Origin of the sequence: Bacteroides sp. (assembly GCF_052357945.1) — a bacterium.
In the GTDB taxonomy this organism is placed as follows: domain Bacteria; phylum Bacteroidota; class Bacteroidia; order Bacteroidales; family Bacteroidaceae; genus Bacteroides.
Window position 1 is genome coordinate 1 of sequence record NZ_DAWCXD010000314.1, and the last position, 1654, is coordinate 1654.

General features: G+C 37.7%; 2 protein-coding genes. Both read left to right on the plus strand.

All coding sequences use genetic code 11. From position 1 onward, the window contains the following. Positions 1-762: 762 nt before the first annotated feature. On the plus strand, positions 763-1032 hold the full coding sequence (locus ACT8YW_RS23235) for a hypothetical protein (RefSeq protein ID WP_004306027.1): 270 nt from the start codon (positions 763-765) through the stop codon (positions 1030-1032). A 7-nt stretch (positions 1033-1039) separates the two neighbouring features. Further along, entirely contained in the window at positions 1040-1594 is a 555-nt protein-coding gene (locus ACT8YW_RS23240; protein ID WP_444107281.1) for a 1-acyl-sn-glycerol-3-phosphate acyltransferase, read from the plus strand. The last annotated feature ends 60 nt before the right edge of the window (positions 1595-1654 follow it).

Sequence of the window (1654 nt, forward strand, 5' to 3'; positions counted from 1 at the left end):
TTCGCAAACGCTCAATGTACGCTCCGGCACATTGGCTAAATCCATTTTTATTCATCTTTTGCATCACTAGTTATTTTAGATTATACAATAAATTAAGAGAAAGAACAAAAGTAAGCTACTTTATGATTGCAGCTATTATAAAAAAAAGAAAAGTAAGAGAAACACCGTCATTCACGTGAAAGTTATTCTTGTACTTCGGTGAGAAAACAAGTGAAACCAATACAAAAACGAGGGTATCCAAAGAGGGCTGTACAAAGTGCTGAAACGCCCGCCAGTAAAGGGGGAAAAGCCAACGAAAACCAGTAGAGTAGAGAAGAGAAGAGAAAAGTATTATTTCTGTTATAAATAATAGCAATAATATAGGGCAGAGAAAATGGCTTTGGTTGCTACCGCTGTCGGTTCGGAGCAGTTCGTCGGTGCCGTTTCTATTCCCGCGTCCCTCATGAGTTGTTCGTCCGGCAGATGACCGACTTTCGTCCGGCAGGTTGTTGATGCTCGTCCGGTGGGTAACGGATATTCACACGGTAGATAACGTACGTTTGTCCGTTAGGTAAATTCTATATTATTTCTCGGGCTACTGCTTCACTAAAAATAATATTTGGCTCATACATGTTTCATAAATGAATTATTTAAATGAAGGGATAGAGTTAAGAAGATGAAGACCTGAATAATGTTTTTTCCACTATTTATTCGCTAGAATCAAAGAAAGTGCCTATCTTTACCGCAAGTATTTTTTATTATTCACCATTAAATGTAAAGATTATGGCAAGTAGAAGAGAACTCAAAAAGAACGTAAACTATATTGCAGGAGAATTATTCACCGAGTGTTTAATCAACAGCATGTTCATCCCTGGCACAGACAAGGTGAAAGCAGATGAACTGATGGCAGAGGTACTGAAGATGCAGGATGAATTTGTTACTCGCATCAGCCACACAGAACCGGGCAACGTGAAAGGTTTTTATAAGAAATTCCGTGCTGATTTTAATGCAAAGGTAAACGAGATTATTGAAGCTATAGGGAAATTGAACTAACAACAGAATGAAAAAAGCAATTTATAGCTTTATCTATTACCGCCTGTTAGGGTGGAAGACAAACGTTACGGTGCCTAATTATGATAAATGCGTGATATGTGCCGCTCCACACACAACAAACCTTGATTTATTTATTGGAAAACTATTTTATGGTGCTATAGGCCGTAAGACAAGTTTCATGATGAAAAAAGAATGGTTTTTCTTTCCGCTTGGATTTTTTTTCAAAGCAGTTGGCGGAATTCCCGTCGACCGCAGTCGAAAAACCTCGCTAGTAGATCAGATGGTTCATAATTTTGCCGAATATAAAAAGTTTAATTTGGCTATCACTCCCGAAGGAACCCGTAAAGCGAATCCAAACTGGAAAAAAGGCTTTTATTTTATAGCCTTGAAAGCCCAGGTTCCGATCGTTCTGATTGGTATTGATTACAGCAAGAAAACGATTTCGGCAACGAAAGCTATCATGCCGTCAGGAGACATTAATAAGGACATGAGAGAAATCAAACTTTACTTCAAGGATTTCAAAGGAAAACATCCGGAGAATTTTGCTCTTGGAGAACTTTAAGTTCAATTATTAATGCGAATCAGTATTTGATTTATTAGTTAAAAATTAGCGTAATTAGTG